Raw genomic sequence first — 15,976 nt, 5'->3', positions numbered from 1 at the left:
GGATACTGGCCTAACCAGCTCAGCTTCAGGGAATCGACAGCGTGGGTGATGAAGCTGCTCTGGACACTCGAAGGCGCTTCGCCTGGGCGAATCCCGGAACTGGTAAAGGACGTAAGTTCGATAGCCGAGATGGTCAGACTGCCGGGACGACGGGAGCGCTCGTTCCCAAGGGTGGTGAAAGAGAGACCCTATAAATATCCGACAGCAAGAAGAAAAAATGCCAGTCAGGCTTAACTGACTGGCATTAGGCCATTAGGTCTCCCGTTTTTTTAACGCTCAGAAACAATCTACCTAAGAAATTTCGCAGATAAGCGCGTATTATGCTGCTGCCAGCCCGCATCCCGTCTGGTTTGATGCGCGCGGCCTGTGTCTTAAACACGGCGCAAAACTCCTTACCGGATTTTTTTGACACGATGTCTGTAAAAATGCGTATTTCCTTGCTGTCGCTGGCGCTGTTTGTCGCCGCACCGGCAGCTGTCACTCCGGCACTGGCCGCGCCTGCTGCGCTGTCTAATCTGGCGCCGATTGCCCAACCGCAAATCGCCTCCGGCAGTGCCATGATTGTCGATCTTGAAACCAATAAAGTGCTGTTCTCCAGCCATCCGGATCGTGTGCGGCCTATCGCGTCACTCACCAAGCTGATGACTGCAATGGTGGTGCTGGATGCGAAACTGCCGATGGACGAGATGCTGTCGGTGGATATCAGCCACACGCCAGAGATGCGCGGTGTGTTCTCGCGCGTCAAATTGAACAGTGAAATCAGCCGCCGCAATATGCTGCTGCTGGCGCTGATGTCATCGGAAAACCGTGCTGCCGCCAGCCTGGCGCATCACTATCCAGGTGGCTATGACGCCTTTATCCGCGCGATGAATGCCAAAGCGCGTGCGCTGGGCATGACGCATACCCACTATGTTGAACCGACAGGTTTGTCGATTCACAACGTCTCCAATGCGGAAGACTTGATCAAGCTGGCAAAAGCCACGCGTCAATATCCGTTGATTGGTGAATTGAGCACCACCAAAGAAGATACGGCGGTGTTTAAGCATCCGAACTATGCGCTGCCGTTCCGTAATACCAATCACCTGGTGTACAAAAACGACTGGCGTATCGCATTGACTAAAACTGGTTATACCGATGAAGCCGGCCACTGCCTGGTGATGCGCACGGTGATCAATAACCGTCCGGTGGCGCTGGTGGTGCTGGATGCGTTTGGCAAGTACACCCACTTTGCCGATGCCAACCGTCTGCGCGACTGGCTGGAAACCGGCAAAGCGGCACCGGTTCCGGCAGCGGCGCTGGCCTACAAGAAGCAGAAATCGTCGCAAACGGCCAGCAACGAGTAATCACGACGTCTGTTTCCCTTCACAGATGCACAATGGATTGTGCGTCTGTGAGTGCTTCCGATTGGCGGGATAAGTCCTCCCGAATGACCAAAAAAATCCCTAATCGTCAGCACCAATGTTTTCGCGCTTCATTCCTATAGTTTCCGCTTCGGCTACGCTCTACACTGGCCGCCATCTAAAGTTAACTGGCATTTATCGGCTGTCATTGCGCTGGAATCTCACTCATATGTACAAGCTTCGTTCGCTATTTACCCCATTTATACTGCTGCTGGTGCTGTTAAGCCCGGCACTGAGCTACGCGGATGACAACACTGCCGCCGCGGCTCAGCAAGAGGACGCCGCACCAAAGGTCAATCCTGCGGTTGAGCTGCCGAAAATGCAGAAAATCCTCGACAAGATTAAAGGCCAGGTGTCAGGCGATACCAATGAGAGCCAGCTCAACCAGCTCAATGAGATGGCGCTGGAGCTATCCGGTAACGCAGAAACTTTAGGCCAGGCGCTGATCCCGCAGCGTCAGCAACTGGATGCGCAGCTAGCGGTACTGGGTCCGGCACCGAAACCGGACAGTGGCGTGAAAGAAACGCCGGAAGTGACGCGCAAACGCGCCTCGCTGGAGAGCCAGAAAAGTAAACTGGACGATCAAATCAAGCAGGCCGATGGCATTAAAAATGGCGCGCTGGTGCTTTCCTCCCAGATCGTCAACCTGCGCCGTGATCAGTTGAAGAGCCAGCTGGCGCTGAACTCTGGTAGCATCCTGGGGCCGCGCTTTTGGGCGCCCATGGTCAGCCGTCAGGATTTAGATGGCGAGAAAATCAGCGACTTTATCGCTGAATTGCAGGACACCGCTGCACTCTCCTGGGAGCCTGGCTGGCGCTTTGGCACTATCGGCTGGTTGATTGCGGCCATGCTGGTGATGACGCTGGGGCGTCGTTACAGCGAAGAGTTTCTCGCCTGGGTGAGCATCCACAAAATGCCGGAAGGGCGTTTGCGCCGTAGTTTCCTGGCGGCAGCGATTGCGCTGACCACCTTGGCCGCGGTGGTGCTGACCTTTAACTTTATCGCGCTGGCGTTTACCCGCCGTGATGAAGTCTCGACTGACGTGCAGGATTTTGTTGAGCGTCTGGTACAACTCAGCGTCTATTGCGGTTTGATCGCCGGCTTGGGCCGTGCTTTCCTGTCGACGCGCCGTCCGAGCTGGCGATTGCCAAGCATCTCCAATGAAGTCGCGCAGGCGCTGAAGCCGTTTCCGCCGATTACCGCTGCGCTGGTGTTTATTTTCCAGACCGCAGAGTCCTTTAACTACAGCGTCGGCACCAGCCTGAACACCACCATCTTCGCCAACGGCCTGACGGCGCTGCTGATCGGTACCACCGGCCTGGCGATTAGCATGCGTACCAACCGCGTGCGCCGTCGCCTGGCGCAAGAGGGGAATCCACCGGAAGCGCGTCCCACGATCGTGGGGCTGATTCAGCTGGCGCTGACGATTACCGCGCTCGCAATATTGATTTCGCTGATCATCGGTTATGTCACGCTGGCCCGCTTCCTCGGCTATGAGTTGATCTGGTGCGGCATCCTGTTTGGTTCGTTCTACTTCCTGAGCCATCTGATCAACGACGGCTGCGAAAGCCTGTTCTCCACCAACAATGCCACCGGCAAACGTCTGCAGACCTCGTTAAACATTGATGAGCGTCATCTGCAGCAGGCGGCTACACTGCTCGGTGCTATTGGTAAAACCGCATTGATCGGTATTGTGGCGCTGGCGCTACTCAACGGCACCTTTGCCTCGTCGACACCGATTGAGCTGATTCAGAAAGTGATTGAGTTCTGGGGCGGCAAAGGGCTGGAGTCGTTGAACATCGTGCCCGCGCACATGGTCAATGCCATCCTGTGTCTGGTGGTGGGGATTTACGTACTGCGTTCGGTGCGTCGCTGGCTGGATAAAGATTTCCTGCCGAAGACCACCATGGACGTGGGCATGCGCGTGTCGCTGGTGACGCTGTTCAGCAATATCGGCTATGTGCTGATCATTCTGCTGACGCTGTCGATTATGGGCCTGCAGTGGAACAAACTGGCGTGGATCGTCAGTGCCTTGTCGGTCGGTATCGGTTTCGGCTTACAAGAGATCGTGAAGAACTTTATCTCCGGTTTGATTCTGTTAACCGAGCGCCCGGTAAAAGTGGGCGATCTGGTGAGTATCAGCGGCATTGAAGGGGATATTCGCCGTATCAATGTGCGCGCCACCGAGATTCAGCTGAGTGATAAATCCACGGTGATTGTGCCGAACTCACAGTTCATCTCACAGAACGTGCGTAACGCCACTATGGGCAATGCACAGGGTGTTGTGACCATTATGTTGACCTTCCCGCTGGATATTGATCCGGTGCGCGTGCGTGAGATTCTGCTGGAGGTTTACCAGGAGAACGAGCGCATTCTGGAAACGCCTGAGCCATCCGTCTCATTCAAGGATTTGACCTCTGCGGGCATCGTGTTGAGCGTCACCGGCAACGTGGCGGGCCAGCGTCAGATCTCCAGCGCTAAGAGTGACCTGCTGTTCGATATTCTGACGCGCCTGCGCAAAGAGGGCATTGTGCTGTCCACACCGCAGACGATGATTATCGAACGTCGAACCGTGCCAGCGGCCACGCAGGAAGAGGGCGAGCAACTGCCATAATCCATTGGGCGGCTCTCGGGCCGCCCATTAATTTATCAAGCCTTAACCGCCCAACCTTTCTGTTTGCTGGTTTTGCCGATCCCCGGATTAAAGGTATTGGTCGGATCCAGCTGACGATAAAACGCCTGCAACTGCGGTTTCGCCTGATACAGATGCCCGACGTTATGCTCGGCGGGATACTCGGCACCGCGTTCGCTGAGGATCGCCAGCATCTTCTCCTTCAACGCATGCGCATCCACGCCTTTCTTCACGATGTAATCCTGGTGGAAGACATGACAGAAGAAGTGGCCGTAATAAAGGCGATGACTCAGATCGTTATCAAACTCCGCCGGTAAGCGCTCAAACCAATCCTGATCGTTACGACGCAGCGCGATATCCAGCGCCAGAATATCTTCCACTTCATCCGCATGCACCGCGTGGTAGCGCACTGCGGCACCGGCAGCGGCGAAGCGATGCAGGAAAGCATGTGCGCCTTCCTTGCCGTCACAGGCAAAGAACTCGCCACCGCCTTCGCGAAAGTATTCGTGCAAATACTCCTGCGCTTCCGCTACACCTTCACCGGACATTTTCAGCATCAGGTGATGCTCAAACTTATCGCGATACTGCTTCATACGTTTCGGCAGATGGGCAGGCAACCAACCGCTGATGCGCTGCAATACGCGATCGGTGAAGTGCGGTTTAACAAAACTCAGCTTACCCAGCCAGGCATCCACCCGACCTTTCAGCGTGAAGAACAGTGGCATTTTGTCGGTGCCGAGCTTGTCGATCATCACAAAGGTGTCTTTGCCGTACACTTCGGCGATATCGAAAATGTCGCGGTGCATGTATTCGCCCGCTACCGGTAAGTTTTTAAACTCGGCCAGAATATGGCGGCGCAGATCGCCCAATACCGCTGGATCGTTAGTACCGATATAAAACACCTGCTGCTTCGGTTCGCTGGGGAAGGTATCAAGACGCACGGCGAATACCGCCAGTTTGCCCGCGCAACCCGAAGCCTCGAACAGGCGGCGCTCATCGGCGTTGAAGCGAGCGGGTGTATCCGCATGGATATCGCGCACGCGTTCTGCATATTCATGATCTGAAGCATGACGTTCATCCCAGCGCACATCGCTCTGCTGCCAGCGATCGTCATCCAGTCGACCGAGCATCTCTTCCGGCGAGTGGCCGAGATCCATGCCGAGATGATTGACCAGCTTCAGTTTGCCGTCGGCATCAATCTGCGCATAAAGCGCCATTTCGCTGTAGGCCGGGCCGCGTTTGATCAGTGAACCGCCGGAGTTATTACAAATCCCGCCCATGACCGACGCGCCGATACAAGAGGAACCGATCACCGAGTGTGGTTCACGTCCCAGCGGCTTAAGGGTTTTTTCCAGCTGATAAAGGGTGCTGCCAGGGAAGGCCAGAATCTGATTGCCGCCATCAATCAGCTGCAATTTATCGAGGCGCAAAGTACTGATGATCACCACTGGACGATCGTAATCATTGCCGTTAGGCGTGGAGCCTTCGGTCAGGCCGGTGTTGGCGGCCTGCATCAGAATCACCGCATCGGCCTGCACCAGCGCCTGCAGCACACGCCACAGCTCCAGCAGTGAACCCGGGAACACCACCGCCAGCGCATCGCCTTCACCGGAGCGGAAACCCTTACGATAGCGTGCGGTTTGTTCCGCCTCAGTTAACAGGTGTGAAGGGCCGACGAGGCGGCGCAGTTCAGCCAGCAGTGTAGGGTGTGAGGTGTTGTTATTCATGAACCTGTCCTTGTCGTTAACGTTGCGCATCTACTTTAGCACGCGTCAACGGCATGGTCGCGGTGTGACATCGGTGGCTACCTGCTATCCTGAACTTGTGGCACACTGCCCCGGTTATTTCGATATTGCGCAGTCACTTAAGAGAACCCGACCTGATGAAATGGATTTGCTCTGTTAGCCTCGCTGTTTCCCTTGCCATGCAGCCTGCCTTCGCAGATGACCTGTTTGGCCCCCATCCGATGACTGAACAGGCGCGTGACGCCTTTGTTAACCAGCTGCTCGGCAAAATGACCCTTGATGAAAAAATCGGGCAGATGCGCTTGATCAGCGTGGGGCCAGACACGCCAAAAGAGGCGGTGCGCGACATGATCCAGCACGGTCAGGTTGGCGCAATCTTCAATACCGTCACGCGTCCGGATATTCGCGCGATGCAGGATCAGGTGATGCAACTCAGCCGCCTGAAAATTCCATTGTTCTTCGCTTACGACGTAGTGCACGGTCAGCGTACTATTTTCCCGATACCGCTCGGCCTCGCGGCCAGCTGGGATCTGGATGCGATCGGTGAAGTCGGCCGCATCTCCGCTTATGAAGCCGCCGACGATGGTCTCAATATGACCTGGGCGCCGATGGTGGATGTTACGCGCGAGCCGCGCTGGGGACGCGTGTCTGAAGGCTTCGGAGAAGACACTTTCCTGTCCTCGCAAATGGGCAGCGCGATGGTGAAATCCATGCAGGGCAAAAGCGCCGCTGACCGTTATTCGATCATGACCAGCGTGAAGCACTTCGCTGCCTATGGCGCAGTGGAGGGCGGACGTGATTACAACACCGTCGATATGAGCCCACAGCGTCTGTTCCAGGACTATTTGCCACCGTACAAAGCCTCGCTGGATGCCGGCAGCGGCGGCGTGATGGTGGCGCTTAACTCGCTCAACGGTACGCCTGCTACGGCGGACGGTTGGTTGCTGAAAGACCTGCTGCGCGGTGAGTGGAAATTTAAAGGCATCACTATCAGCGATCATGGCGCGATCAAAGAGTTGCTGAAGCACGGCGTGGCTAGCGATCCGCAGGATGCAGTGCGTATTGCGCTGAAGTCCGGCATCGATATGAGTATGAGCGATGAGTACTACAGCAAATACTTGCCTGGGCTGGTAAAGAGTGGCGCCGTTACCATGGCGGAGATCGACGATGCCGCGCGTCACGTGCTGAACGTCAAATATGATATGGGCTTGTTTAACGATCCCTATAGCCATTTAGGGCCGAAAGGCAGCGATCCGCAGGACACCAATGCCGAGAGCCGTCTGCATCGTGCCGAAGCGCGTGACGTGGCGCGTAAGAGCATCGTGCTGCTGAAAAACTGGCATGAAACCTTACCGCTGAAAAAAGGCGCCACCGTGGCGCTGGTGGGGCCATTGGCCGATAGCCAGCGCGATATTATGGGCAGCTGGTCAGCCGCGGGCGTGGCGAAACAGTCGATTCCGCTGCTGCAGGGCGTACGCAATGCGATGGCGGGCAAAGGCACAGTGCTGTATGCCAAAGGGGCCAACATCACTGATAACAAAGGTATTCAGGACTTCCTCAACCTCTACGAACAGGCAGTTAGCGTGGATAAACGCTCGCCGCAGGAATTGATTGATGAAGCCGTTGCCCAGGCGAAGAAAGCGGATGTCGTAGTCGCCGCTGTGGGTGAAGCGCAGGGGATGGCGCATGAGGCCTCCAGCCGCAGTGACCTGGTGATTCCGCCAAGCCAGCAAAAACTGCTGGCGGCGCTGAAAGCGACCGGTAAGCCGCTGGTGATTGTGTTGATGAACGGTCGTCCGCTGACAGTTGTCAACGAAGATCATATGGCTGATGCGATGCTCGAAACCTGGTTCAGCGGCACCGAAGGGGGGAATGCGATTGCGGACGTGTTGTTTGGCGATTACAACCCATCGGGCAAACTGCCGATGTCCTTCCCGCGCTCCGTGGGCCAGCTGCCGATCTACTACAACCACTTGCCAACCGGGCGTCCGTACAACTTCGCGAAGCCGAACAAGTACACCTCGCATTACTACGATGCGGTGAATGGCCCGCTGTATCCGTTTGGTTACGGTCTGAGCTACACCACTTTCACCGTTTCGCCGGTGAAAATGTCCGCCAAAACCATGCCGCGCAATGGATCCGTTGAAGCGAGTGTCACCGTTACCAACACCGGCAAACGTGATGGTGCCACGGTGGTACAGATGTATCTCAACGATCCGGTGGCCAGCATCAGCCGCCCAGTACAGGAGCTGCGTGGCTTCAAACGCATCATGCTGAAAGCGGGCGAGTCACAGACCGTAAGCTTTAAGATTGATGTGGATGCACTGAAATTCTGGAATCAAAAAATGCAGCATGTCGCCGAGCCGGGCAAATTTAACGTGATGATTGGCCTCGATTCGGTACGCACCCAAGACGGGCAGTTTGATTATCTGTAAGCGTTAGTTGTCGCCACTTTGTGGAACGGTGCGGTTTGTCGCAGGATGAATCGCACCGTTACCCCTGGCAGTATATGATAGGCCCGAGCTTATTCTGCCAACGGGCATAACCGACAAACGTCATGAACCTCCGCAATCGTATCCAGCAGCAAGTCTTTCGTCTTAACGGCCTCGCACTCAACGAATTCGATATTTCGCAGCCGCTGGGCGATCCGGGTTTGTTTGGCCCTGACCACGTAATCTGGCGCGTGCACGGCGACTTTCCTTCGATGTTATGTGGTGGCATCAGCGCCTTGATGTTGCAAATGCTGCATCCGGCCGCGCTGGCAGGCGTATGGGATCACTCTAACTTTCGTCAGGACATGCTGGGCCGTCTGCGGCGCACCAGCCAGTTTATCGCCGTCACCACTTTTGGTAACACGGTGGACGCCAATATCCTGATTGAACGCGTTAAACGCATCCATCTGCGCGTCACCGGTATTGATAACGCCGGGCAACCTTACGCCGCCAGCGATCCGCATTTACTGACCTGGGTGCACGTGGCGGAAACCAGCCGCTTCCTCGCCGCGCATCTGCGCTATAAAAATCCGCAGCTCTCACTGGCCGAGCAGGATCGCTATTACGATGAAGCGGCGCTCATCGCCGAAGCACTGGGCGCGGAAAAGGTGCCGAAAACGGTGCAGGCGGTGGAGGCTTATCTGCAGGCCATGCGCCCGGAACTGATTTGCGATGAACGCACGCTGGAAGTGATGCAGCTATTAATCAATGCACCGGCCCCAAGCTGGCAGGCGAAACCGGCGATGCGGGTGATGCTAAAAGCCGGGATGGGGTTGTTACCGGACTGGGCGCAACAGCAAATTCAGCAGCCGATTAGCCCGTTGACACAGTGGCGCGTGGATAAAGAGATCGCGGTGATTGCCGGTTTGCTGCGCTGGTCGATTCAGCGCGGGGCTTATTCCCGCGCCATGCAACGTATGGGACGCTAACGCTACAAATGCAGCTCGTCCTGCTTTTTGGTGTAGGTGCGCGGTGTGCGGGCTTCACGTTTAAGGGTGAGCTGGCGCTGCTGATAATGATGAAGCAGCATCCCTAATCCCACTCCCAGCAGCGCTAATGGCAGCAAGCTGTAGTAAATGTCGATGGGTAACAACACCAATAGCACCGCACCACCGAGCATAAACGTGAGCGCTGACATCACCCATGTATAGCGAAGAAACAGCCACACTAAAATCGCGAAAATCACGACATCGCGCAGGTTCAAATCGAGGTTTTGCAGCACCATGCTGAGCAGCTCCGCAAGGAGGAATGTGCAGACAATAGCATGCGAGGCGGCAAATGAATCGCGAATTAATTTGAAGTTTGTCAGGGCGTTGTGCTGGCAATCATCAGTCATTCTCACGCTTCCTGACTGCACTTTGAGAGTTTTACCCTTGTGTCACATGGTGCGAGTGCCGATCCTGCTCTATTCTCAGGGAAAATGGATCCCTCAAGGCTTTGTCGAGGCGTTATGACACACCAACCTCTGATTGCTGAGGTGCCAAATCAGCAAAACACACTGACTGCCATCGTCGAACAGGATGCGCGCACGGCCTACTTTTACATCTGGCCCAACGATCTGTTTCGCAGTCAGTACGCGGTGCGCGGCTGCTGGCTGCGCAATCTGTTGCCTGCACCGGCGCGTGAAGATCGTGAAGCGATGGAGCAGGGCATTGCGCCTTTGCTCAGCGCAGAGTATTGCCGCACCTTAGAAGCCGAGCCGATGCTCGACCCTGCCGGTCTACAGATTTTGTGGGAACCGAGTGATGACGGTGCAGCCCTGTGGTATTACGGCCAACTGCTGGCGGTGATCCCCGGCTGGAGTCTGTATCAGGATAAGCAGGTGAGTTTCTCTGCTGGCTGCATCAAAGAGAATCGCCTGACCGCACCGCTCGGATCCGCTTCCACCAATGATTACTATGCACGCGCCGAGCAGCAGCGCCACTTCTGGCGTGACTGGCATGACGGCCATTTATGGGATGTTGTGCAGCATGAGCTGATGCAGTGCTACCAGGCGCAGTTTGGTGAGTCGGTAAAGTATTACGCTATCGACCAAGGGAGCTGGCCGCCAATGGCCATCTCTCAGCACTGGCATAATGGCGTGTGGGTTTTTCTCACGCTGGGTATGGGGATTCGGCCCATGCCGCAGGTGGATTACCTGTTTGATGAGCTGGCCCCGCAGTACCGCCGTGTTGAGCTGGCGATGGCAGTAGACGGTGAAGTGATGACCGAAGCCAATGCGGTGCAGATGGCCAGCGCGCTGGCGGAATTCGCGCACTTGCCGTGGGCGCGGCTGACGTGGATTGGCGAAGGGCACACGCTGGCATCGGAAGTGGCGCCAGTGGGCTTCGAGAGTTTCCTGCTGGCCAATGGCTTAGCACCGGAAGTTGCCCAGTTCCGACTGCCCAAGCGCGATGGCGATCGACCGAATCTGCTGTGGGCGACACCGATCACCGAAGCGGAACGTCAGTTTGCTCAGGCCGAGGATCGCGGTGGACAACAGCTGCTGCAGCGTTTGCAGGCAGAAGGTAATGACCATATATTTCGGCCACGTCAGGAAGTGGTGGATCCGCCGCAATAGCCCTCTCTGCGGGCGGTTGCCCGCACCCTGATGAGTAAGCGCAACGTTAGTCACCCTCCTAATGATCACCTAAATCAACTATTTGCATTTTTGTGATCTTGCTCACCTCAAGTTCCTCTGTAACATGCCGTTAACCTCGATCAGGCAACTCGCCAACCAGGGTAAGGGCACACTGATGTTAAAAACTACACAATCTCGTTTTACCGCGACGTTGGTCGCATTTTTCGTGGTGCTGATGCTGGTTACTGTGGTGGTGATCAATCAGTTTGTGGCACCGCAGTTGAGTCAAAACGAAAGCCGATTAGTGCGCTATGAGGTGGATGGCCTGGCGGGACGTATTGTCGAACAGATGAACCGCGTGCAGGCGCAGCAACGTGCCATTACCGAAGCCGCAGGCGTGATGGATAGCGCGGCCATCGACAACTTGCTGCCTGCGCTGGTGAACCAGTATCAGGACAGCAACGTGTTTGGCGGCGGTATCTGGCCGCTGCCTAATCGCCGCGATCCGGCGAAGGAAAAAGACAGTTCGTTCTTCGCCCGTAACGCCAGCAACCAGTTACAGGTCAACACTTACTGGAACTCGGATGCGGCCGACAAATACTGGGAGCAGCCGTGGTACAAAGACGGTATGGCCGCGGCCAAAGGGCAATGTGCCTGGGCTAAAGCCTATCAGGATGCGGCCAGCCCGCAGCCGCGTACCAACTGTGCGATGGCGATTTATCGTGATGGCACGGTGTGGGGGGTATCAACCATCGACGTAACGCTCGGTTTCTTCAACCAACTGGCGAAACAGATGGGCGACGCCATTCACGGTCGTGTGTTGATCGTTGAAGCGGATGGCAAAGTGGTGGGCAACGCCGCACTGCTGGAAGGTGCACCGAAGCTGGAAAATCTCGCGGATACGCAGCTGCCGATGGCGGGCGCGCTGAAAGGTCTGCTGAGCCAGGCAGGTCATCAGCCTATGCAAACCACCTTTAAAGGCGAAGATGGCGAGCACACGCTGTTCCTGCAGGCGATCGCCGGTAGCCCGTGGTATCTCGCCAGCGATGTGCCGTCCAGTTTGCTGGATGCGCAAACCCACAGCATGCTGACTCGCCTGGGCCTGGTGCAGATCCCGCTGGCGGTGATCCTGCTGCTGGTGCTGCTCGGCTTTGTGCGCGCCATGATGAAACGTCTTAGCCTGCTGAACCGCAATATCGAAGCGCTGTCGACTGGCGGCGCGGATTTAACTCAGCGTCTGCCTGCCAGCAACAGCCCGGAATTTAACGCGGTGGCGCAGAGCTTTAACCAGTTTATTGAGTATCTGCAGGGGCTGATGCGTCAGGTGGGCGACAGCGCACTGGCGATTACCTCTGCCTCGCGTGAAATTGCCAGCGGCAATGCCGATCTGTCCGCGCGTACTGAATCGCAGGCCAGTTCGATTGTTGAAACCGCCGCGTCAATGGAAGAGCTGACCGGCACGGTACGTCAGAACGCCGACAATGCTACCCATGCCAATCAGCTGGCGGACGGTGCCTCGCAGGTGGCGGCGCGCGGAACGGACGTGGTACGTCAGGTGGTCACCACCATGGGAGCGATTAATCACTCATCACGTAAGGTGGTGGATATCATCAGCGTGATTGACAGCATCGCCTTCCAGACCAATATCCTCGCACTCAACGCGGCGGTAGAAGCGGCGCGTGCGGGTGAACAGGGGCGTGGATTTGCTGTGGTGGCGTCAGAAGTGCGTAATCTGGCGCAGCGCTCCGCTAACTCGGCGCGTGAGATCAAGAAGCTGATTGAGGAGTCGGTGGCCAATATCGATACCGGCAGCCAGCTGGTGGAACAAGCCGGTCAAACCATGGATGAGCTGATGCAGGGCGTGAGCAGCGTGACCACCCTGATGAGTGAAATCATGTCTGCCAGTCGCGAGCAAAGCATGGGCATCGAGCAGGTTAATCTGGCAATCACGCAGCTGGATGGCAGCACCCAGCAGAATGCCGCGCTGGTCGAGCAGGTGTCGGCTGCCGCGCGCGCCATGGAAGAGCAGAGCGTGCAGCTGGAGCTGGTGGTGCAGAGCTTTAAGTTGTAAGGCTGGGCGATTTACCACAAGTGATAACGCAGGCTGGTGCCGCTCAGGGGCTGGCGGTCCTCGCGCCGCTGACGCGGTACCCTCACGTCATTCGTCCGCCTTACGGACCGGCTGGGATGGAACATCCCTGTTCCAGCCCAGCCTTTCGACCGCATCCATGCGGTCTCTCCTGGCAGACTCACTCTGTTCGGCGCTGCGGATTGCCTGCCCCTGAGCGGCACCAGCCTGCTTCTGAGCTTAGGTGTGGTTTGTTAGAAAAGGCTATGTGCTTGAGGCTTGAACGGATTGGTAATTCAAAAGGTTTAGCATCAGCGCTGAGGTTTTGATGTTGGGCTTGGGTGCACAGGCACGATGCGCTGATGACGTGCGTTTCTGCTTTGGGGCATCTCACGGAAACGCGTTGCGGATCTCTTCACGCGCGGCATGGCGAGTGGCATTCGCCACCGTGCCGCGATCCACCAGTTTCCCCTGCAACAACAGATTGTAAATCGACGACTGCGGACGATTGAGGCGATTCTGGATCAGCTGGATTGCCTCATAACCCAGTTCACGGCACGGCACCGCAAAGCCGGTGATGGGCATCTCTGGCGATCCTTCCAGCCGGCTGGCTAGATCCGTGGTCATCAGCGAAATGTCTTCGGGAATGCGCAAGCCGCGTGACAGCAGTGCATTCTGCACACCAGTAATAATGCCTTTGCCGCCTGGCAAAATCACATCAGGCCACTGATCGCGTGGGTGCGTATCCAGCCAGTGATTCAGTGCGATCTCGGTGTCCTGCGAGGAGTAGGCTTCGATGACAATCAAATCCTGCTGTGCATTAAACGGCATATGAAAATGGCGGTAGGCGTCTTTGATCCCTTCCAGACGCAAAAACAGCGTCTCACGTCGCAGACAGGTGACGGTCAACACCCGGCGGTGGCCTTGCTCAAACAGATGCTGCATAGCGCTGAAACCAATCGCCCGATGATCGGGTGACACCGCATCCAGCCGCATATCTTTATCACGAGAGTTAATCAGCACACAGGGTTTACCGAGTGACGCCGCGAGGCTAAAGATCGCTTGATCGTCGGTGCCGATAATGATGATGGCGCTAATGTTTTTTGCTGCGGCTTTTTCCAGAAACAGCTTCACATCGGCGCGCTGTTCCTCCAGTGGGCAATAGCTGATATGTACATCATGCGACGCGCAGGCCTCAGCAATCCCGCGTGTCACTTCATGGTAAAAGTGATCGCCGCGTGGGGTGAAAGTGCGCCCTGGGGCAAACACCACAATGTCATTGATCAGCAGGCGACCACTCACCATTTCCTGCAATACACCTAGCCTGCGCGCACAGTCGACAATCGCCTCACGCGCTTTTTCGCTGGTGTAGGATTTCCCGCTCAACACGCGTGAAACCGTACTCACCGAGTAGCCGGTGATTGCTGAAATTTCGTCCATTCTGAGCTTGCCAGCCATAGTGTGATCCCCATCCCAATCATTTTTTGCAAATTTTTGCAGACGCAGTGGACTGATATTAAGACGGTTTTACATTTGCTTCACAAACTCCCGCATCGCTCTGCGAGCATTCTCACAAAAACAGATTGTCCGGTCAGCAGCGCTTTTTTATGTTCCTCGCAGACACCTCAACAGCGGTCATGAGCGGAGAATCACGATGTTAAAAATTGCGATAGTGGGCATGGGCAATATTGCCAATTCACATATCCAGGCGTTTCTGCAGTTTCCTGAGCGCGGCAGAATTGTCGCGGTAGCGGACGTGTATCCCGAAAAAGCGCGGGAGAAATTGCAGCGCTACGGCCTGCACGATGTGCGGGTTTACCAGGATCACCGCGAGATGCTGGCCGAGGGCGCAGATATCGACGTGGTCGACGTCTGTACGCCGCCTTATGTGCATGCGGAAAACACCATTGCGGCCCTGAAGGCGGGCAAGCATGTGCTGTGCGAAAAGCCGATGGCGGCGTCGCTGGAAGAGTGCGATGCGATGATCGCCGCGCAAAAAACCAGCGGCAAAATTCTGTCAGTGGTGGCGCAGAACCGCTTCACCGACGCGTTCTGGCAGTTGAAAGCGGCGGTGGATTCGGGCCTGGCGGGCAAAATTTGCCACGCGCAAATCGATTCATTCTGGTGGCGTGGCCATTCGTACTACGACCTGTGGTGGCGCGGCACCTGGGAAAAAGAGGGCGGCGGCTGCACGCTTAACCATGCGGTCCACCACATCGATGCGATGCAGTGGATGCTCGGTGCGCCCAGTGAAGTGGTGGCGATGATCGGCAACGTGGCACATGACAATGCCGAAGTGGAAGATCTCAGTGCCGCGATATTTCGCTATCCCAACGGCACGCTGGCGCAGTTGACCGCTTCCGTTGTGCATCACGGTGAAGATCAGAAAATCGTGCTGCAGGGAGAAAAAGCGCGTCTCTCGGCACCGTGGAAAGCGGTCGCCATGCAGGCGGCAGAGAATGGCTTCCCGGAAAAAGAGAACAATCTGGCGCTGGAGCAGGAGCTGGAACGCTTTCATGCCAGCACGGCACCGCTCACCTGGACACTGCACGCCGGACAGGTCGATGACTTCTTCTCAGCGATCGAACAGCAGCGTGCACCGCTGATTGATGGTGAGCAGGGCAAACGCTCGCTGGAACTGATTACCGCCATCTACAAATCGGCTATCACCAAAAGCACCGTCTCGTTACCGATCGCCAAAAATGATGCCTTTTATCGCACTGGCGGGCTGATCGCCCATGCACCGCACTTCTACGAAAAACAGGCTTCGGTAGACAACTTCGCCGATGTCGATGACATCCCACTGGGTAAAAACTTTGCGTGAGGAAACAACCATGAATAAGCAGGATGGCATGAACTACGCGCCGAAAGGCAAACCGCAACCGGTGGTGCAACCGGGGGAATTTGTCATTGCCGCCGCCGGGCTGGATCACGGCCACATTTACGGTATGTGCAATGGCCTGACCGAAGCCGGGGCCACGCTGAAGTGGGTATACGATCCCGATGCCGCCAAAGTCGATAAGTTTGTGCAGCAGTTTCCGCAGGTGCAGATCGCCGATTCGCTGGAGACCATTCTGGC

10 protein-coding genes and 2 pseudogenes are annotated in these 15,976 nt (G+C 56.3%); 9 read left to right on the top strand and 3 right to left on the bottom strand.

Annotation, left to right across the window (positions count from 1 at the left end):
• The 3 genes and pseudogenes from H7A81_RS27550 to H7A81_RS18590 form a co-directional block, all read left to right on the top strand.
• Positions 1 to 234 (top strand): annotated as a pseudogene (locus H7A81_RS27550) (IS4 family transposase); the annotation flags it as partial.
• A gap of 179 nt (positions 235 to 413) precedes the next feature.
• Entirely contained in the window at positions 414 to 1,343 is a 930-nt protein-coding gene (gene pbpG, locus H7A81_RS18595) for a D-alanyl-D-alanine endopeptidase (protein ID WP_034821245.1), read from the top strand.
• A 226-nt stretch (positions 1,344 to 1,569) separates the two neighbouring features.
• Positions 1,570 to 4,014: a DUF3772 domain-containing protein gene (locus H7A81_RS18590; protein WP_182058353.1), complete on the top strand. Its 2,445-nt coding sequence runs from the start codon at positions 1,570 to 1,572 to the stop codon at positions 4,012 to 4,014.
• Positions 4,015 to 4,049: 35 nt separating this feature from the next.
• Here H7A81_RS18590 and dld read toward each other — a convergent pair whose 3' ends face one another.
• Positions 4,050 to 5,759, bottom strand: a complete 1,710-nt coding sequence (dld, locus tag H7A81_RS18585) for a D-lactate dehydrogenase (protein WP_182058352.1) — start codon at positions 5,757 to 5,759, stop codon at positions 4,050 to 4,052.
• Between the two features lie 155 nt (positions 5,760 to 5,914).
• Between dld and bglX the strand changes: the two genes are divergently transcribed.
• Positions 5,915 to 8,212: a beta-glucosidase BglX gene (gene bglX / locus H7A81_RS18580; protein WP_182058351.1), complete on the top strand. Its 2,298-nt coding sequence runs from the start codon at positions 5,915 to 5,917 to the stop codon at positions 8,210 to 8,212.
• A 122-nt stretch (positions 8,213 to 8,334) separates the two neighbouring features.
• Positions 8,335 to 9,198: an oxygenase MpaB family protein gene (locus tag H7A81_RS18575; RefSeq protein ID WP_034821042.1), complete on the top strand. Its 864-nt coding sequence runs from the start codon at positions 8,335 to 8,337 to the stop codon at positions 9,196 to 9,198.
• 2 nt (positions 9,199 to 9,200) lie between these two features.
• Here H7A81_RS18575 and H7A81_RS18570 read toward each other — a convergent pair whose 3' ends face one another.
• The gene (locus tag H7A81_RS18570; RefSeq protein ID WP_255478993.1) at positions 9,201 to 9,605 is read right to left on the bottom strand and encodes a hypothetical protein; all 405 of its coding nucleotides are present in this window, start codon (positions 9,603 to 9,605) and stop codon (positions 9,201 to 9,203) included.
• Positions 9,606 to 9,719: 114 nt separating this feature from the next.
• On the opposite strand from H7A81_RS18570, the gene H7A81_RS18565 reads away from it, so the two are divergent.
• Both H7A81_RS18565 and H7A81_RS18560 read left to right on the top strand, forming a co-directional pair.
• Entirely contained in the window at positions 9,720 to 10,829 is a 1,110-nt protein-coding gene (locus H7A81_RS18565) for a suppressor of fused domain protein (RefSeq protein WP_182058350.1), read from the top strand.
• Positions 10,830 to 11,004: 175 nt separating this feature from the next.
• Complete coding sequence (locus H7A81_RS18560) at positions 11,005 to 12,900, top strand: methyl-accepting chemotaxis protein (RefSeq protein WP_182058349.1); 1,896 nt, start codon at positions 11,005 to 11,007, stop codon at positions 12,898 to 12,900.
• Positions 12,901 to 13,287: 387 nt separating this feature from the next.
• Here H7A81_RS18560 and H7A81_RS18555 read toward each other — a convergent pair whose 3' ends face one another.
• A complete protein-coding gene (locus H7A81_RS18555) occupies positions 13,288 to 14,355 on the bottom strand; it encodes a LacI family DNA-binding transcriptional regulator (RefSeq protein ID WP_097117345.1) in 1,068 nt (355 codons plus the stop codon).
• Between the two features lie 196 nt (positions 14,356 to 14,551).
• Here H7A81_RS18555 and H7A81_RS18550 point away from each other — a divergent pair, with 196 nt between their 5' ends.
• Together H7A81_RS18550 and H7A81_RS18545 are read left to right on the top strand one after the other, a co-directional pair.
• A complete protein-coding gene (locus H7A81_RS18550; RefSeq protein ID WP_182058348.1) occupies positions 14,552 to 15,721 on the top strand; it encodes a Gfo/Idh/MocA family protein in 1,170 nt (389 codons plus the stop codon).
• 10 nt (positions 15,722 to 15,731) lie between these two features.
• Positions 15,732 to 15,976 (top strand): annotated as a pseudogene (locus H7A81_RS18545) (gfo/Idh/MocA family oxidoreductase); the annotation flags it as partial.

Origin of the sequence: Pantoea sp. ME81 (assembly GCF_903970985.1) — a bacterium.
Lineage (GTDB): Bacteria > Pseudomonadota > Gammaproteobacteria > Enterobacterales > Enterobacteriaceae > Pantoea > Pantoea communis.
Note: the sequence above shows the minus strand (reverse complement) of the source record. Positions and strands in the feature narration are given on the sequence as shown.

Excerpts from the sequence above, each read along its gene's own strand:
- bglX (WP_182058351.1), top strand. The coding sequence starts at position 5,915 with ATGAAATGGATTTGCTCTGTTAGCCTCGCTGTTTCCCTTGCCATGCAG.
- dld (WP_182058352.1), bottom strand. The coding sequence starts at position 5,759 with ATGAATAACAACACCTCACACCCTACACTGCTGGCTGAACTGCGCCGC.
- H7A81_RS18570 (WP_255478993.1), bottom strand. The coding sequence starts at position 9,605 with ATGACTGATGATTGCCAGCACAACGCCCTGACAAACTTCAAATTAATT.
- H7A81_RS18590 (WP_182058353.1), top strand. The coding sequence starts at position 1,570 with ATGTACAAGCTTCGTTCGCTATTTACCCCATTTATACTGCTGCTGGTG.
- H7A81_RS18575 (WP_034821042.1), top strand. The coding sequence starts at position 8,335 with ATGAACCTCCGCAATCGTATCCAGCAGCAAGTCTTTCGTCTTAACGGC.
- H7A81_RS18560 (WP_182058349.1), top strand. The coding sequence starts at position 11,005 with ATGTTAAAAACTACACAATCTCGTTTTACCGCGACGTTGGTCGCATTT.
- H7A81_RS18565 (WP_182058350.1), top strand. The coding sequence starts at position 9,720 with ATGACACACCAACCTCTGATTGCTGAGGTGCCAAATCAGCAAAACACA.
- H7A81_RS18550 (WP_182058348.1), top strand. The coding sequence starts at position 14,552 with ATGTTAAAAATTGCGATAGTGGGCATGGGCAATATTGCCAATTCACAT.
- pbpG (WP_034821245.1), top strand. The coding sequence starts at position 414 with ATGTCTGTAAAAATGCGTATTTCCTTGCTGTCGCTGGCGCTGTTTGTC.
- H7A81_RS18555 (WP_097117345.1), bottom strand. The coding sequence starts at position 14,355 with ATGGCTGGCAAGCTCAGAATGGACGAAATTTCAGCAATCACCGGCTAC.